Genomic DNA, 16041 nt, shown 5'->3' with positions numbered 1-16041 from the left:
ATCCCGCCCTGGGCGCACACTCAATCTGATCGCCCGCGTTAGCCGCCCAGCATCACCAGACCGCCGTCGACGGCGATCAGCTGGCCGGTGATGAAGTGTGACCCCTCGCCGGCCAGGAACACCAGCACCGGCCCGAGGTCGCGATCGGGATCTCCGAGCGCACCACCCAGCGGGATGCTGGCCTGGATCTGCTGATCGATGAAGGGAGCGGCCTCCGGTCCGAGGAAATCCCGCAGCCGCTGGGCGCCGCGGGTCTGCATGGCCGGCGCCAGCGCGTTGACCGTCACCTTGTCGCCCGCCCACGCCTTGGCCGCCGACCGGGTCCACGCCTGGACCGCGCCTTTGGCTGCGGCATACACCGCTGAGATCGGGCTGCCCGTCACCGCTTCCGAGGAGCCGAAGTTGATGATCCGGCCGCCGGTCTTGCGCATCACCGCGTGGGCGGCCTGGTTGGTGAAGACCGTGGTCTTGAGATTCGTGTCGAGCACAAAGTCGATGTCGGCGGCGGTGATGGCACCGGGCACGCCCTGCTGCCAGAGCCCGGCGGCGTTGACCAGCACGTCGAGCCCGCCCAACGAGGAGACCGCGGCGTCGATCATCGTGCCGACCGCGTCCTGGTCGCGGGCGTCGCACTGCAACCAGGTGGCGGTGCCCTCGTCAGTGGGTTCGGTGCGGTGGTAGGTCGCGACGATGTCGGCACCGGCAGCGGTGAGCGCTCGCACCGCGGCGGCGCCGAGGCCGGTGGCCGCCCCGGTGACCACGATCCGCCTGCCCGCCAGCGGCTGGCTCACCGGGATGTCTCGATCGTCGGCATAGCGGCCACGGTAAGCAACCCGGCTACGTGTGTCAACAATCCAGCAGCACGAATTACGTTGTGCTGTTCGAATATTCGACACCGTCAGAGGTGAGGCAACACCTCGCCGGCCAGCAACTCGAGAGTGGCATCGGAGGCGCGATCGTGGGTGAACAGCACCACCTGCCCGAAGCCCATCTGCCGCAGTGCGCCCAATCGGTCGACGATGTCCTGCGGGGTTCCGATCAGCCCACCCTCGTGCAGTCCGAAAGCCGGATTGCCGAAACGCTTTTCGGCCACCTCGCGCACGGCCGGCAGGGCAGCCTCGTCGGGAGCCACCGCCAGCACCGCTTCCACGGACATCACGATCGAGTCGGGGTCGCGGCCGATCTGGTCGCACAGCCCGCGCAGCACATCGAGTTTGTGCTGCATCTCGCCGAGGGCATAGGTCGGCACATTCCACACGTCGGCGTAGTGCGCGACCAGCGGCAGCGTGTACTTCTCGCCGGCGCCGCCGACCACGATGGGTGGTCGGGGAGTGCGCGCCGGTCCGGGCTTGATCGGCATGTCGACGACGGTGAAATGTGCTCCGCGGTAGTCAATCCGCTCGTCGGCGAATGCCTGGGTGAGGATCTCCAGCGTCTCGCGGAGCCGCTCGGAGCGGTCAGCGAACGATCCCCAGCGCAGCCCCAGCCGGTGGTGCTCGTCCTCGATCGAGCCGCTGCCGATGCCGAGTTCGAGGCGCCCACCGCAGATCTGGTCCAGGGTGGTGGCCATCTTCGCCAGCACCGCCGGATGACGAAACTGGTTGCACAGCACCAGGTGTCCGACTCGCAGCCGCTCGGTCCGCGCCAGCAGTGCGGTGGCCAGCGTCCAAGCTTCCAGCGAGTCGATCCCGGGAACACCGGGCCCGTACATGTGGTCGTAGAGCCACAGCGACCCGATGCCGAGCTCGTCACAGCGCTGCGCGCGGTGCAGCATGTCGGCGTAGGAGAACCCCATCTGCGGGACGTACACCCCGACGTCGAGGGTGCTCACTGCTTGATGCCGACCGCGTGCCGTAGTTGGGCCAGGAACTCGTCGGCGTCATCGCTGCGCACCACGTAGTGCGACACGGCCACCCGGATCGCGGTGGCTGCCTTGACTCCGGCGTTCGCACCGGTGAGCAGGCGCTCCAGGCGGGACCGCATGACCGGCAGGATGTTGCCGAGCTGGGCGATCACCACCTCGGGCTCGATGTCGATGAGCCGCACCCCGGAGTAGGACTGCTGGTAGGAGACGATGAACTGCAGTGCGGCGTCGAGCTTGTCGGCGCCCCGCAAGCCCGCCGTCGCGCGGCTGATCCCGTCATCGAACATGTGCCGCTCGTAGACGCTGAACGCGTCCAGCAGCTCCTCCTTGGAGGCGAACCAGCGGTACAGCGTCGGCCGTGAGACACCGGCCTGCAGCGCGACCTCCGACAAGCTGAGTTTGGTCTGTCCGTTTCGGGCCAGTACCTCCGCCGTCGCCTTGAGGATGCGATGCCGCGAGGAGGTGTCGTCCTCGGGGTTCGCGTCGGCGGGCGCATGGCTCACCTGTACAGGATTACAGGTCGAGGCCAATGTGTCACGCGGGTTGGCCCAACCGAGACACATCCCACTGTCTTTACAAATATTGAGTCAAGTGTCACGCTGTGCACGTGCCCAACGGTTCGCGTGAGTACAGCCAGCACGACATCTCGTCGCGCCGATTCTGGAGCCAGCACTTCGACGTGCGCGACCAGACGTTCGCGCAGCTCCGGGCGACCGAAGGGTTGACCTGGCACCCGCCGGTGCCGTCGGTGTTCGACAACGCCGAGCCGGGCTTCTGGGCGTTGACCCGCCGAGCCGACATCGTGCACGCCAGCCTGCACCCGGAAGTGTTCAGCTCGGCCAACGGCATCGCGCTCGATCCGATGCCTGCCGACCTGCAGCGCATCGCCACCTTCTTCCTGATGATGGACCCGCCGCAGCACACCCTGTACCGGCGGCTGATCAGCTCGGCCTTCACCCCGCGCAATGTGGCCCAGATCGACGAGCAGGTCCGCAAGAACGCCGCCACCGTCGTCGACGACCTGGCCGGTGCCGGTGAGGTGGACTTCGTGGCCGCCTGCTCGGCCCGGTTGCCGATGATGACGATCTCCGAAATGCTCGGTGTGCCAACAGATCAGCGCGAAGCGGTGGCCAAGGCCGCCGAGAAGCTGTTCTCGATGAGCGACGACGAGTACAGCAGCCTGGAGGAACGGGCCGAGGCGACCATCAACGAGATGTTCCTGTTGGCCAACACCGGCATCGAGCTGGCCAAATTCCGCCGCAGGCATCCCGCCGACGACCTGATGACCAGCATCGTCAACGCCGAGGTCGACGGGCACCGGCTCACCGACGAGGAGATCGGCGCGTTCCTGATCCTGCTCGCCTCGGCGGGCAACGACACCACCAAACAGACCACATCGCACGCGATGCTGGCCTTGGCGGCCAACCCCGATCAGCGGGACTGGCTGATGGCCGACTTCGACGGCCGCATCGGCCAGGCCGTCGAGGAGTTCATCCGCTTCGCCACGCCCGTGCTGCAGTTCGCGCGCACCGTCACCGAGGACACCGAACTGGCCGGCCAGCAGCTGTCTGCCGGTGACAAGGTCGGTCTGTTCTACTGCTCGGCCAACCGGGACGACGCGGCGTTCGACCAGCCCCAGGACTTCGATCTGCGGCGCTCGCCCAACCCGCACCTGGGCTTCGGCGGCGGTGGCCCGCACTTCTGCCTGGGCAATCAGCTGGCGCGCACCGAACTGCGGAACATCTTCCGCGAGTTGCTCACCCGCGTGCACGTCGAGTTCGGCGAGCCGGAGTTCCTGATGAGCAACTTCGTGCACGGGATCAAACGGCTCCCCGCCTTCGTGCGGTGACGACAGCGGAGGCACACATGCGCATCGAGGTCGACCTCGGCAAGTGCACCGGCCACGGGATCTGCGAGACGATCGCCGACGACGTCTTCGAGGTCGGCGACGACGGCCTGGTGCACCTGCACCATCCGCAGCGCCCCGAATCCGACCGGGTGCGCATGCAGCAGGCCGTCATCCAGTGCCCGGCTGCGGCCCTTCGCCTTGTCGAGGACGACCGATGAAGAAGTACTACAGCCACACCCTGCTCTACCTGCACGAGACGATCGCGCTGGGCGGCGAGCACAGTGACCGCTTCACCGAGCGATTCACCGCCGTCTACCAGCCGATGATGGAATCCCTTGGGGCGCGGCTGTTCTCCATCTGGGAGACCACGCCCTACAACGGCCACTGGCCGCAGGTCACGATCATCTGGGAGATCGACGCGTTCGCCGACTATGCCCGCATCGGCCGGGCGCAGGCCCCGGGCGGTAGTCACCGCGATGCTTTCGTGGCCTGGTCGGACTACCTGGCCGGGGTCGGCGCCAGCGGTGAGGGCCGGATCATGTATGCCGGGCGGCACAATCGCCCGCTGGCTGAACTCACCGAAGCGCAGTTCGGCGCCGGCTTGGTGATCCAGGAGATCATGCAGACCAAGCCCGGGCGCCAGGACGATTACATCCGCGAACTGGAGCGGCTGTACGTGCCGTGGTCGGAGCGCACCGGCAAGCGGTGGCTGGGTTCCTTCATCACTACGTTCCGGTTCAACGAGGTGATCCACTACTGGGCCCTCGACGGTGACTGGGACTGCTTCGAGAACCACTATCCGTCCTGGAAGGACAGCCCTCCGCCGGAGATCGTCACCTGGATGAGCGTGGCGCCTGCCCTGCGCGACGGTTGGGAGGACTCCATCCTGCAGGCCCTGCCCCCATCCCCGCTGCGATAGGGGTTGGGATGCCGGTTGTTTCGTATCATCCATTCGATCCCGATGTGATGGCCGACCCGAGGCCGTTCTACCGGGCCCTGCGCGATCACCACCCGGTGTACTACATCGAGGACCTGGACACCTACGCGCTGTCCCGTTTCGAGGACATCTGGCAGGTGCTGGAGATCAACGACGGCACCTTCGTCGCCTCGGAGGGCACGCTGCCCTCGGCCGCGGTGCTGGCCCATCGCAACGGCGGGCCGGTGCCGGATCCGCCGCTGCACCCCATGCCGTTCCACGCCAACTTCGACGCCCCGATCTATGACGACGTCCGACGCTGCACGGCAGGCCCGTTCCGGCCGAAACCGGCTGCCGGCCTGCAGGACCGGATCCGCGAACTCGCCAACGAACGGCTCGACGACCTGCTGGCGCGTGGTCGATTCGACCTCACCCAGGACTACGGCGGTATCGTGGCAGCATCGATGGTGTGCGAATTGATCGGTCTGCCAACCGATCTGGCCCACGATGTGCTGGCTACCGTGAATGCGGGCAGTCTGGCGCAACCGGGCAGTGGCGTGGAGGTGGCCAATGCCAGGCCCGGGTATCTGGAGTATCTGACCCCTGTGGTGGCGCGGGCTCGCGACCATGGCGGTTCCGCGATCGTCGAGAGCCTGCTGCGCTACCGGTTGCCCGACGGCTCAGCGCTGTCGGACACCGAGGTGGCCACCCAGCTGCTGGGGGTGTTCATCGGCGGCACTGAGACAGTGCCCAAGATCGTCGCGCACGGGCTGTGGGAACTGAGCCGCCACCCCGACCAGCTGGCCGCCGTGCGGTCCGACCCCGCCGCCACCGTGCCGGTGGCCCGCGAAGAGATGATCCGATACTGCGCGCCGGCGCAGTGGTTCGCCCGAACGGTGCGGCGCCCCTTCACCATTCACGACACCACGATCGCACCGGGCCAGCGGATCATCAGCCTGCTGGCTTCGGCCAACCGCGACGAGCGTGAGTATCCCGATCCGGAGGCGTTCGTCTGGGACCGGCCGATCGAGCGGTCACTGGCCTTCGGCCGGGGGCAGCACTTCTGCCTGGGCTACCACCTGGCGCGCCTGGAGATCGCGGTGCTGGTCACCGAATGGCTGCGGCGGGTGCCGGACTACCGTATCGACGAGCAGGCGGCCTGGCGTCCGCCGTCGAGCTTCCAATGGGGCTGGAACTCAGTCCCCGTCGAAGTGCAATAATCGCTCGATGTCGGTCGAGAATCGCGTTACCTACTGCCGCATCTGCGAGCCGATGTGCGGGCTGATCGCCACCGTCGAGAATGAGCGGCTGATCTCGCTGCGTCCCGATCCGGACCACCCGCTATCCCAGGGCCGTGCCTGCCCGAAGGGCATCGCATTCACCGATGTGCAGAACGACCCGGACCGGGTGCTGACCCCGTTGCGCAGGCGCGCCGACGGCTCGTTCGAGGATGTCAGCTGGGACGTCGCCCTCGACGATATCGCCGCACGCCTGTCCGCCATCATCGCCCGGCACGGCGGCACCGCCGTCGGTCAGTACATCGGCAACCCGACCGCCTTCGGCTACGCGGCCGGCCTGTGGGGTGGGCTGCTGATGGCGCGGATCGGCACCAAACACCTGTATTCCGCTGGCTCCCAGGACATCAACAGCCGCTTCGTCGCGAGCAAGCTGCTCTATGGCGCCGTCAGCCAGTTGCCGTTCCCGGACCTGCCGCGCACCGACTTCCTGCTGATGCTCGGTGCCAATCCGCTGGTGTCGCGGGGCAGTGCGGTGCGCGCGCCCCGGATCAAGGACGACTTGAGCGCCATCGTCCGCCGCGGCGGGCGGGTGGTGGTGATCGACCCCCGCCGGACTGAGACCGCGCGCGCCCACGAGCACGTGGCCGTGCGACCCGATTCGGATGCCTGGCTGCTGTTGTCGATGCTCAACGTGATCTTCACCGAGGGGCTCGACGACGCGGCGGCCATCGCCCGGCAGTCCACCGGTGCTGACACGCTTCGGACGCTGTGCGCACCGTTCCCGCCGGAGGCCACCGCGGACCGCACCGGTCTGCCCGCCGACGCGGTTCGCACGCTGGCCCGCGACTTCGCCACCGCACCGACAGCGACCGCTTACGGCCGCACCGGTGCCTGCCTCGGCAACCACGGCACCCTGGTGAGCTTCCTGCTCGATGCGCTGACACTGGTAACCGGTAACCTCGACCGGCCCGGCGGCACCCTGATGTCGCATGCGGTGATTCCGTTGGAGGACATGGGCGAACGCTCCGGCAACCTCAGTTACGGCAAAGAGCACTCGCGGATCGGCAACCTGCCCGACGTCAACGGCACCTTCCCTGCCGCGGTGATGGCCGATGAGATCACCACCCCGGGCGAGGGCCAGCTGCGGGCGCTGTTCGTCCAGGCCGGCAACCCGGTCCTGACGGTGCCCAACAGCGATGCGCTGGAAGCGGCGATCCAGCAGCTGGATCTGCTTGTCTCCCTTGATTTCTACGTCACCGAGACCAACAAGTACGCGCACTACATCCTGCCGGCCACCACCATGCTGGAGCGCGACGATCTGCCGACCACGTTCGCGGCGTGCTGCCCGTCGGTGTTCGTGCAGACCACCGAGGCCGTCCTCAAGCCCTACGGTCAGGCTCGCGCGGAGTGGGAGGTGTACGCCGACATCGCCAAGCGAATGGGGTTGTCGTTGTTCGCCACCGGCCCGTTGCAGCGGCTCAATCCGGTTCTGGCACTGCTGGAACGCAAAGGCCTGATGAACGTCACTCCCCGGGCCTTGATGTCCCTGCTGCTGCGCACCGGGCCGTACGGCGACCGGTTCGGCCTGCGTCGCAGCGGACTGAACCTGAAGAAGCTGCGGGAGAATCCGCACGGCCTGGTGCTGGCCGAACATGTACCCACCGGTGTGCTCGAGAAGGTGGTGCGGCATCCCGGTGGCACGGTGCGCCTGGACCCGCCGGAGATCGTGGCCGAGGTCGGCAGGCTCGGCACCCGCGGTAACGACGACCCCGACTATCCGTTGCTGGCCATCGGCATTCGCGAAGTGCGATCGCAGAACTCCTGGATGCACAACAGTCCCACTCTGATGAAGGGTGACCGCAAGCACCGCACCCGGATCAATCCGGACGATGCGGTGGCCGCCGGGATCGTCGACGGAGGACGGGTGCGCATCACGTCCCGGCAGGGCCAGATCGAAACCGACGTGGTGGTCACCGACGAGGTCGGCATCGGCACCATCGCCGTCCCCCACGGGTGGGGCCACCGCGGCGGCTGGCAGCTGGCCAACAGCATCCCGGGGGCCAACGTCAACGAACTGACCTCCAGCCGGCCGGAGGATCTCGAGACCCTGGCCGGGATGTCGGTGCTCAACGGCGTCGCGGTGCGGATCGAGCCGGTCACTCAGTGACGGTGAAGCCGGCCAGCCAGTCCTCGTGCATCTCGCCGGCGATGGACACCCGCCACTGGTAGCGTTCACCGACTTTGAGGTTCAGCGGCGGGATGGTCGCGATGAACGGAATGGTGACCGGGGTGCCCTCCGGGTGGACCGGATGGCGGCGGGCCTTGATGGTGTTCTCCTCGGTCTGCGCCACCCGTGCCCCGTCACTGTCGACGAGTTCGGCGCGGATCGGAAACGACTGGCCCAGTTCGGACCACTGCACCTCGACGAACACGATCAGGACATGCTGCGCGGTGGGCGTCGGGCTGGTGGTCCAACCCAGTCCCAGGGCGTGCACCGTCCCGTTCTGGTCGAGGTGGCCGCTGGTGGCCAGCAGCACGATGGCTCTCATCGCTGGCTGAACTCGCCGGCCAGCTGCTTCTTGTCGACCTTCTCCCCAGCCACGGTGGGCAGCGGCTCAGCACGGATCACCCAGCGGCTGGGCACCGCGAAGTAGGCCACGATGCCGCGCAGATGCTCGGCCAGTTCCTGCTCGGTCGGCACCGGCCCGCCGGGGCGGTGCACGACGACGGCGGCGAGTTCCTCGCCGAGGTCGGGGTGCGGAAGCCCGATCGCGGCGGCTTCCACGACGTCGGGGTGCGACAGCAGCGCCTCTTCGACGTGCGGGCAGGCGATGTTCTCCCCGCCGCGGATCACCATGTCCTTGCTGCGGCCGTCGATGAACAGATACCCCTCGTCGTTGATATGCCCGAGGTCGCCGGTGTGCAGCCAGCCCTCGGAATCCACGGGGCCGCCGTCGATTCCGATGTACCCGAGCATCACGGTGGGGGAGCGGACCAGGACTTCGCCGATGCCGTCATCGTCGGGATCGGCGATCGCGAGTTCCACTGTCGGATAAGGGCGCCCGACGGAGGAGGGGTACTTGGCCAGGTCGGGTGCGCCCGCGACGGTGAAGAATCCGGCACCTTCGGTCATCCCCCAGGTATTGGCCAGGCCCCGTGCTTGCAGTTGGGGGAGCTTACGGGCCAACCGCTCCAGCAGGACCGGTGACACCGCCGCCCCGCCCAGCGGAAACGCGCGCAGGCTGGACAGGTCGTAGGAGTCGAAGTCCGGATGCTCCAGCAGACGCACCGCCATCGTCGGCACCCCACCCCAGCGCTGCACCCCCTCGGCTTCGATCAGGGCGAGGATCTGGCCCGGGTCGAACCGTCCGGAGTTGAGCACGATCCGTCCGCCGGTGATCATCTGGCTGAGCAACGTCGCCAGCGCGCCGACGTGGAACAGCGGGGTGCAAACCAGGTTGACGTGTTGCGGCGCTTGGGTATTCAGCAACTGCGGCAGCTGCCGGGATCGCACCAGCACATTCTGCTGGTTGCCCGCGATACCGCGGAACGACAGTTCGACCGCCTTGGGCAGGCCAGAGCTGCCGGAGGTGAACAGGACGGCGGCCGGGTCGTCCTCGTCGGCGGGTCCGGGCAGCGACGGGGGTGTCGCGGTGAAACCCCGGAAGCACGAACCGAATTCGCTGACATCGAGTACGGGCAGTGCGGTCGGGACTGCGGGATCGTCGGTGATGACGGCGACAGGGTCGACGAGGGCGATCGAGTGCTCGGCCTCCCGGGGGCTCCACCACCGGTTGCCGAGCACAGGTACCGCGCCCAGCGCCCAGATCCCCCACAGCGCGAGCACCCAGTCGGGGCTGTTGTATCCCAGTAGCACGACACGCCGCCCGGGGGTCACACCGAGGCCGTGCAGCATGTCGCGTGCGGCGTCGACGGCGGCGAAGAACTCACCGAAACTGATCCGGCGCTCGCCCTGGACCAGGAAGGTCCGCTCAGCCCAGCGGTCGCAGCCGAAGAACAGATCGGCGAAGGTGCGGGGCCGCTGCGGATAGACCAGGCCGGGGTGACCGGCGTAGTGCCCTACTTCGACGTCTTCACCCCATGGCGACTGCACAAAACGCGATCCTAGAAGGCTCCTAGGCGCTCGACGCCGCGAGGTCCGCGCCGACTCTCTCGATGCGGGCCGGCACATGCTTGTGCCAGGGGGTTCCGGCGTAGGCGTCCGCCCAGTCGGTCGAGGTCAGGTCGTTGGGAGCAACGCCCGGTACCTGCACGGCACCGTCAGCAGCGACGAAGTCGAGGCCGTAGCCGTTGGGCAGCGAGGCGTGTCCGGCCAGCATCGCGGGGCTGACTTCGACACTGGCCTCGGCACTGCCCGCCGCGGTGACGATCCGTGCCCGCCCACCGTCGACAAGCCCCAGTTCCTCGGCATCCTCGACGCTGACCCGTAGCGCGCCCTCGGTGTCACGTTTGCGCCACGCCGGGTTGCGCAGGATGTCGTTGGCGGTGAAGGCGCGCCGCTCGCCGGCGGACAGCACGATCGGGAACTCGTCGGTGGTCAATCCGGGCCGTGCGTCGCGCAGGGCCCGGATCTCGTCGAGCATCTCGGGCATCTCGAGTTTGATCCTGCGGTCGGCATGGCCCATCAGCGCGAAGTCATCGGCGTACTCGTGCACGGTGAACGTGATGCCCGACGTGCCGGACAGGATGGCGTCGAACAGTGCGTTGCCGTCGGCATGGCCGGCGCGGCGGACGGCCTCGGGATAGGTCAGTGCGGCCTTCTGCGCCAAACCCCACAGTGCGGCAGCACCTTTGAGGTTCTCCGGCAGGGTCGGCCCCAGCGTCTCGTAGAGCACGTAGGGCAGGGCCTTGCCCAGCGCGGGGTTGGCCGCGAGCTCGGTGAAGAACGCCTGGGTGTAGGCATCGCGGCCCTGATGGGCGGCCTCCCGCAGCGGGCGCAGGTCGTCGTCGCTGACGATCCCGAGCGCGCGCACCAGGCGGGCCCAGATCTCCGGCTCGGGCAAGGTCCCCGGCAGCGGTTCGAACAGCGGGTGGCGCAGGTGGAACATGTTGTGCGGGAACTCGAAGTTGAAGAACGTCGCTTCCGGCTTCTCGAACTGACTGGATGCGGGCAGGATGTAGTCGGCCAGCCGGGCCGTCTCGGTCATCACCACGTCGATCACGACGAGCAACTCCAGCGACTCGAACGCCGCCTTGCAGGCTGCCGAGTCGGCGATCGAATGCGCGGGGTTGCTGCTCTCCACGATCATGGCCCGGAATCGGTCGGGGTGATCGGTGAGGATCTCGCGGGGCACCACGTTCGAGGGAACGAGACCGGCGATGATCGGTGAGCCCGTTACCGGGGAGCGACCGACACCACCGGCGCCGAACAGCGGGGCGAACGACGAATGGAGATGTTGCCCACCGCGTTTGGCGAAGTTCCCGGTGAGGATCCACAGCAGCTTGTTGAGGTAGGAGCACAGCGTGCTGTTGGGTGCCTGCTGGACGCCCAGGTCCTCGAACACCGCGACGCTCTGGGCGGTGCCGATGCGGCGTGCCGCGGCGCGCAGCAGCTCCTCGTCGACGCCGCTGCGCTGCGCATAGTCGCCGACCGGAATACCGGCCAGCACCTCGCGGACGGTGTCGACACCGTCGACGTGATCAGTCAAAAAGGTTTCGTCGCAGAGTTTTTCCTGTACCAGAACGGCCGCCAGCGCGGCCAGGCACCACGCGTCGGCGCCCGGCTTGACCCGCAGGTGGAAGTCGGCCATCTTGGCGGTGTCGGTGAGCACCGGGTCGATCACGATCATCGACCGGGCCGGGTCCTTGGCGATCTCGTTGAGCACGGTGCGGGCCCGCGGAAAGCTCTGCGACATCCACGGGTTCTTGCCGACGAAGACCGAGACCTCGGCATGCTCGAACTCACCGCGGGTGTGTCCGCCGTAGAGGTGGGCGTCGACCCAGGCCTCGCCGGTCTTCTCCTGGGCCAGGGCGTTGGATCGGTACCGGGAGCCCAGCGGCTTGAGGAAGGCGCTGCTGTAGGCGCCGCCGAGGTGGTTGCCCTGACCGCCGCCGCCGTAATAGAAGATCTTGTCCCCACCGTGGGTGTCGGCGATCCGCTTGAAGCCCGCCGCGATCTCGGTAATGGCGGTGTCCCAGTCGATTTCCTCGTAGCCGCCGTCGGCCGTGCGGCGCAGCGGCGACGTCAGCCGCATCGGGTTGTTCTGATAGTGGTCGAGGCGCAGCGCCTTGTTGCAGGTGTAGCCCTGTGTGCCGGGATGTTCCTTGTCCCCGCGGATGTGGGACAGCACCCGGGCTCCGTCCTGATCGCTGGTTTGCACCACGATGCCGCAGTTGCACTCGCACAGAACGCAGGCCGTGCTCTTCCAGTCACCGGACATGGGTTGCTCCTGTTCTCAGTTGGCCTCGAGCAGACCGGATAGCTGTCGATGGACGGTGTCGATGGGGGCGACATCGCGCGCCGCGCGGGCCAGCACGATCGCGCCCTCCAGTGCGGACGTCATCAGCACCGCGAGGTCGGCGGCGCGTGTGGCGGGTATGCCGTCAGCGATCATCTGCTGGGCGATCAGTCCGTTCCAGCGCTCGAACGCTGCATGGGCGCGGTCGATCATCGGAGGTGAGGTCTCGGGGTCGCCGGCCTCCACCGCGACGGCCAGCACCGGGCACCCGGCGCGGAAGTCGGTGTCCTGCAGGTTCTTGCGGTAGAAGCGGACCAGCGTGTCGAGCATCTCGGCGCTGCTGGTCGAGCGCTTCATCTTGGCCGCGACGTACTCGGCGGCGTAATCGACTGCCTCGCAGAGCAGTTGGGTCCGACCGCCAGGGAAGTAGTGGTAGGCCGAGCCGCGTGGTGCACCGCTGTGCTGCAGAACGTCGGCGATCGCCGTCGGATGGGCGCCGCGTTCCCGGATCAGCATCGCGGCTGAGGCAACCATGCGTTCACGAGGACCCGCCATGCCTATGTATACAACCATACATAATCCGCTCGCGCCAGTGCCGGGGATCATTGCTGAGCGTCACGCCAGCGCGGCGCTGGCCGCCGACGGTCACTCTGGGGTGACGCTGGGCGAGGGAGCCAGCCCGCGCCTTACCTCCGCTAGTCGCGCAGGGCGAAGATGCGCTGCATGTCGGCGACTGCAGCCGGCTCGCCCCGAAAGTCGATGCGCTTCCACGCGGCTCTCCTGCGCGTTGCTGTTCGCTCCACGCGAAGGGCGAGCAGATCTCGGGCGGCTGCCTTGACTGTGACCGCGACCGGGTTACCCGGCGGTGCAAGTTCACCACGATCGACCGAGAACTCAAAGAGACGTTCGTCGATATAGATCTGGTAGGAGGCCACCACCTCGGCAGCGCTGGTGGGGTCAAAGCCGGCAATGATGCCAGCCAGGAATCCGGTCAACGGTTTGCCGGCAAGATCACCGCCGTCGATCCGACCCATGCCGAAGACGGCGATCGCTTTGATGACCGGGGCGACCTTGCGCCAGCCCTCGTCAGTCAGCTCATAGACGATGCGAGCGGCCGGTGGGGGTAGCTCCTTGCGTTCGACGAGCCCGCCCTCTTCCAACGCGCGCAGTCGATCCGCGAGCAGGTTGGTCGCAATTCCCGGCAGCTCGGCGCGCAGATCGCTGTACCGGCGCGGTCCACCGAACAATTCGCGGAGGATCAACATGGTCCAACGCTCCCCCAGAACATCCATGCCCATCGCTACTGGGCAGTTCTGGCTGTAGGTCTTCTGCACCACCACCACCTGGACTTCGGCAAACGTTACTGTAGGCAGTGTATTAGACGTGCAGATAAAGTTGCCACTTTATTTTCTTGTCTATAGTGTGGGGAAGGCAACCAGGAATGGCCAGGAAGGACAGCCATGACAACCATCGAGTCACCCGAGTCGTCCTACACCCGAACGTGGGCCGGTGATCGGGGAGAAGTCAGGCACTTTGTCCGAGCCGATGGATCACGGCTGCGCTACTACACAACCGGCACCGGCCCTCCCCTGGTTCTGATTCACACCGTGCGGACCCAATTGGACTACTTCCAGAGGGTGATCCCCCGGTTGCTCGATCGCTTCACCGTCTACGCTGTCGACCTGCCCGGCATGGGGTGGTCAGACATCGTCGCGAACCAATCGTTTGAAGAGGCCGATTTCCGCTCGGCGATCGTCGATTTCGTCCAGGGGCTTGATCTCAGAGCGGTGACACTGGCCGGCGAATCGCTTGGCGGCGCCGTCGCCCTGTTGGCATCCATAGATCTCGGAGACCGGGTAAGCCGTGTCGTGGCCCTCAATCCCTACGACTATCCCTCCGGCCTGATACGAGGCAGCTTCCTGGGCCGCCTGATCATCCCCGCTGTGCGACTACCGGTGGTTGGACCGTTGATCGCGGGTCTTGAACCCCGCCCTGTGATGCGCAGAGTGCTCCGCGGCGGTCTCGTCGACGGTGCCGCACTACCGGAGGAGTTGCTCGACGAGTTGCTCCGTAGCGGACGGCGGAAGGGATACGACAAGGTCGCGCGGGGGGTCTATCGAAGCCTGCCGGGGTTCATCAGAGCGCGGTCACGCTATCCCGAAGTCGGCGCGCCGGTGACTCTGGTCTACAGCGACGGCGACTGGTCTCGTCCGGCTGAACGCGACCAGGTCGAAAATGCGCTACGCCGCGTCGAGCGGGTGAACATCCCCTTGAGCGGACACTTCGCTTCCCTCGAGAAGCCCGAAGTCGTGGCAGCGATCCTCAACGAGACAGTGTTGACGGATCTCCTCCGTCGAGGCGACCGCTGAGGACCCGGAACATGGCGAAAATGAACAGGATTGACCGGCACCCTACCGTCGCTGCGGTGCTGCAGCAGACCCCCGCCGAGAGCCGGGGGAGCGCGCCGGTCCTCGACGCTTCATGGTTGCGCGATCTCTGCCTGGCTGCCGGCGCCGACGATGTCGGGTTCGTTGCGATCGATCGTGCCGAGATTGCCGACCAACGCGCAGACCTGACTGCCGCAATGCCACATGTGAAGACTCTGATCAGCTTCGTGTGCAAGATGAACCGCGAGAACATCCGCACTCCAGCCCGCTCGGTAGCCAACCTGGAGTTTCACCACACCGGAGACCATTCCGACGATGTTGGTCGAACGGTGGTGTCCCAACTCGAAGCCGTGGGCATCCGTGCGATCAACCCTGCGATGGGGTTTCCGATGGAGATGGACAAGTTCCCTCGCAAGACGTGGGTCGTCAGCCACAAGCCCGTTGCCGTAGCCGCGGGCCTTGGCCATATGGGGCTGCACCGCAACGTGATCCACCCCAAGTTTGGCAACTTCATTCTTCTTGGCACAGTCCTGATCGATGCCGAGGTCGATGATGACTCGCAGCCCATCACCTTCAACCCGTGTCTGGATTGCAAGCTATGCGTGGCGGCATGCCCAACCGGCGCCATCGCCTCCGACGGACACTTCGACTTCTCGGCGTGCTACACGCACAACTACCGCGAGTTCATGGGCGGCTTCGGGGACTGGGTCGGTCAGGTCGCCGACAGCAAGAATGCCACCGACTATCGGTTGAAGGTGCCTGACAATGAAACCGCGTCTGTATGGCAGAGCCTGTCCTTCGGCGCCAACTACAAAGCGGCATACTGCATGTCCGTCTGCCCAGCCGGCGAAGACGTCATCCGGCCATGGCTCGACGATCGGAAGACCCACCTCGCCGAGGTCGTTCGCCCCCTCCAGCTGAAGGAGGAAACGATCTATGTGATCCCCGGCTCGGATGCGGAGAGCTACGTTGCCAAGCGGTTCCCGCACAAACAGACAAAACAGGTCGGACAGAGTCTGCGGGCCAACAGCATCGATGGTTTTGTGGAGGGACTGCCGATCATCTTTCAACGCGAGCAGGCCAAGGATGTCGCGGCGACCTACCATTTCACTTTCACGGGCGCTGAACCACGCGAGGTCACCGTCGTTATTCGCGAGCGCGAGCTGACGGTCGCCGACGGCCACCTCGGCACAGCTGACCTTCGGATCACCGCCGACTCCACCACCTGGATCAAGTTCCTCAACGGACACGCATCGTTGGTGTGGTCCCTGCTCACCCAGCGCATCAGGCTGCGCGGTGGCTCGCCCAGACTGCTTCTCACCTTCAGCCGGTGCTTTCCGTCTTGACCGAAGAGAAGTAGCCGCTCAC

Annotated in this window: 15 protein-coding genes; 7 read left to right on the top strand and 8 right to left on the bottom strand. The window is 66.6% G+C overall.

The window, feature by feature from the left end:
• Positions 1 to 38: 38 nt before the first annotated feature.
• The 3 genes from BN3385_RS01425 to BN3385_RS01415 form a co-directional block, all read right to left on the bottom strand.
• A complete protein-coding gene (locus BN3385_RS01425) occupies positions 39 to 791 on the bottom strand; it encodes an SDR family NAD(P)-dependent oxidoreductase (RefSeq protein ID WP_059014386.1) in 753 nt (250 codons plus the stop codon).
• Positions 792 to 898: 107 nt separating this feature from the next.
• The gene (locus BN3385_RS01420; RefSeq protein ID WP_059016270.1) at positions 899 to 1795 is read right to left on the bottom strand and encodes an LLM class flavin-dependent oxidoreductase; all 897 of its coding nucleotides are present in this window, start codon (positions 1793 to 1795) and stop codon (positions 899 to 901) included.
• 32 nt (positions 1796 to 1827) lie between these two features.
• A complete protein-coding gene (locus BN3385_RS01415) occupies positions 1828 to 2367 on the bottom strand; it encodes a TetR/AcrR family transcriptional regulator (RefSeq protein WP_059014384.1) in 540 nt (179 codons plus the stop codon).
• A gap of 104 nt (positions 2368 to 2471) precedes the next feature.
• Between BN3385_RS01415 and BN3385_RS01410 the strand changes: the two genes are divergently transcribed.
• Genes BN3385_RS01410 through BN3385_RS01390 form a run of 5 tightly spaced genes read left to right on the top strand, consistent with a single transcriptional unit; the run spans position 2472 to position 8034 of the window.
• Positions 2472 to 3713 carry a cytochrome P450 gene (locus tag BN3385_RS01410; protein WP_231748613.1) on the top strand — a complete coding sequence of 414 codons (1242 nt, stop codon included), beginning with the start codon at positions 2472 to 2474 and terminating at the stop codon, positions 3711 to 3713.
• A 17-nt stretch (positions 3714 to 3730) separates the two neighbouring features.
• Positions 3731 to 3931, top strand: a complete 201-nt coding sequence (locus BN3385_RS01405) for a ferredoxin (protein ID WP_059014380.1) — start codon at positions 3731 to 3733, stop codon at positions 3929 to 3931.
• Positions 3928 to 4632, top strand: a complete 705-nt coding sequence (locus BN3385_RS01400; RefSeq protein ID WP_059014378.1) for a hypothetical protein — start codon at positions 3928 to 3930, stop codon at positions 4630 to 4632. The genes BN3385_RS01405 and BN3385_RS01400 overlap by 4 nt, the downstream gene beginning before the upstream one ends.
• Before the next feature lie 47 nt (positions 4633 to 4679).
• The gene (locus BN3385_RS01395; RefSeq protein ID WP_231748612.1) at positions 4680 to 5849 is read left to right on the top strand and encodes a cytochrome P450; all 1170 of its coding nucleotides are present in this window, start codon (positions 4680 to 4682) and stop codon (positions 5847 to 5849) included.
• 7 nt (positions 5850 to 5856) lie between these two features.
• Positions 5857 to 8034, top strand: coding sequence for a molybdopterin-dependent oxidoreductase (locus tag BN3385_RS01390; protein WP_059014374.1), 2178 nt, complete (start codon positions 5857 to 5859; stop codon positions 8032 to 8034).
• Here the strand turns inward: BN3385_RS01390 and BN3385_RS01385 are convergent.
• The 5 genes from BN3385_RS01385 to BN3385_RS01365 all read right to left on the bottom strand — a co-directional run bounded on the left by BN3385_RS01385 (position 8024) and on the right by BN3385_RS01365 (position 13623).
• Positions 8024 to 8416 carry a DUF6941 family protein gene (locus BN3385_RS01385; protein WP_059014373.1) on the bottom strand — a complete coding sequence of 131 codons (393 nt, stop codon included), beginning with the start codon at positions 8414 to 8416 and terminating at the stop codon, positions 8024 to 8026. The genes BN3385_RS01390 and BN3385_RS01385 overlap by 11 nt on opposite strands.
• Positions 8413 to 9981: a class I adenylate-forming enzyme family protein gene (locus tag BN3385_RS01380; protein WP_059014371.1), complete on the bottom strand. Its 1569-nt coding sequence runs from the start codon at positions 9979 to 9981 to the stop codon at positions 8413 to 8415. The genes BN3385_RS01385 and BN3385_RS01380 overlap by 4 nt, the downstream gene beginning before the upstream one ends.
• A 22-nt stretch (positions 9982 to 10003) precedes the next feature.
• Positions 10004 to 12268 (bottom strand): molybdopterin-dependent oxidoreductase, encoded by a 2265-nt coding sequence (locus BN3385_RS01375; protein ID WP_059014369.1) that lies wholly within the window; start codon positions 12266 to 12268, stop codon positions 10004 to 10006.
• Between the two features lie 15 nt (positions 12269 to 12283).
• Positions 12284 to 12841: a TetR/AcrR family transcriptional regulator gene (locus tag BN3385_RS01370; protein ID WP_059014367.1), complete on the bottom strand. Its 558-nt coding sequence runs from the start codon at positions 12839 to 12841 to the stop codon at positions 12284 to 12286.
• A gap of 140 nt (positions 12842 to 12981) precedes the next feature.
• Positions 12982 to 13623 carry a winged helix-turn-helix transcriptional regulator gene (locus tag BN3385_RS01365; RefSeq protein ID WP_502688030.1) on the bottom strand — a complete coding sequence of 214 codons (642 nt, stop codon included), beginning with the start codon at positions 13621 to 13623 and terminating at the stop codon, positions 12982 to 12984.
• A gap of 123 nt (positions 13624 to 13746) precedes the next feature.
• Here BN3385_RS01365 and BN3385_RS01360 point away from each other — a divergent pair, with 123 nt between their 5' ends.
• Positions 13747 to 14655, top strand: a complete 909-nt coding sequence (locus BN3385_RS01360; protein WP_059014365.1) for an alpha/beta fold hydrolase — start codon at positions 13747 to 13749, stop codon at positions 14653 to 14655.
• A gap of 56 nt (positions 14656 to 14711) precedes the next feature.
• Entirely contained in the window at positions 14712 to 16019 is a 1308-nt protein-coding gene (locus BN3385_RS01355) for an SCP2 sterol-binding domain-containing protein (RefSeq protein WP_231748611.1), read from the top strand.
• Positions 16020 to 16041: the final 22 nt, after the last annotated feature.

The sequence above is a fragment of the Mycobacterium sp. M26 genome (genome assembly GCF_001494595.1).
Classification (GTDB): Bacteria; Actinomycetota; Actinomycetes; order Mycobacteriales; family Mycobacteriaceae; genus Mycobacterium.
The sequence above is the reverse complement of the archived record's forward strand: the minus strand, read 5'-3'. Positions and strand labels throughout refer to the sequence as shown.